The sequence below is a fragment of the Thiorhodococcus mannitoliphagus genome, from assembly GCF_010915725.1.
GTDB lineage: Bacteria > Pseudomonadota > Gammaproteobacteria > Chromatiales > Chromatiaceae > Thiorhodococcus > Thiorhodococcus mannitoliphagus.
Window position 1 is genome coordinate 1 of sequence record NZ_JAAIJR010000503.1, and the last position, 337, is coordinate 337.

Sequence of the window (337 nt, forward strand, 5' to 3'; positions counted from 1 at the left end):
CGTGATTGTCGTACCTAAGATACTATCTTATTTGGCATTTTAATTATTAAGCATTTTCTGTTCCGGATATCCTCTAATCCCCCTCGCCTTCCGGCCGAGCCGCCCTTAACTTCCAGCCACAGCTCGGGTAAACGACGATCAGGAGACAACAGCATGCACATTGCCCTCTTCGGCGCGACCGGCGGCACTGGAGCAGGGTCATACCATCACGGCCCTCGCGCGCGATCCCAACAAGCTCCAGCCCCACGACGGGCTGACAAAGATCGGCGGGGATGTGCTCGATCCAGCGGCCGTCGCCAAGTCCGTCGAAGGGGCGGATGCGGTCATCTGCGTGCTC

1 protein-coding gene is annotated in these 337 nt (G+C 58.2%); it reads left to right on the forward strand.

Translation table 11 applies throughout. The features are described from left to right. Window positions 1–160: 160 nt before the first annotated feature. The coding region (locus tag G3480_RS27530) for an NAD(P)H-binding protein (protein ID WP_240906128.1) at window positions 161–337 on the forward strand (177 nt) is incomplete at its 3' end.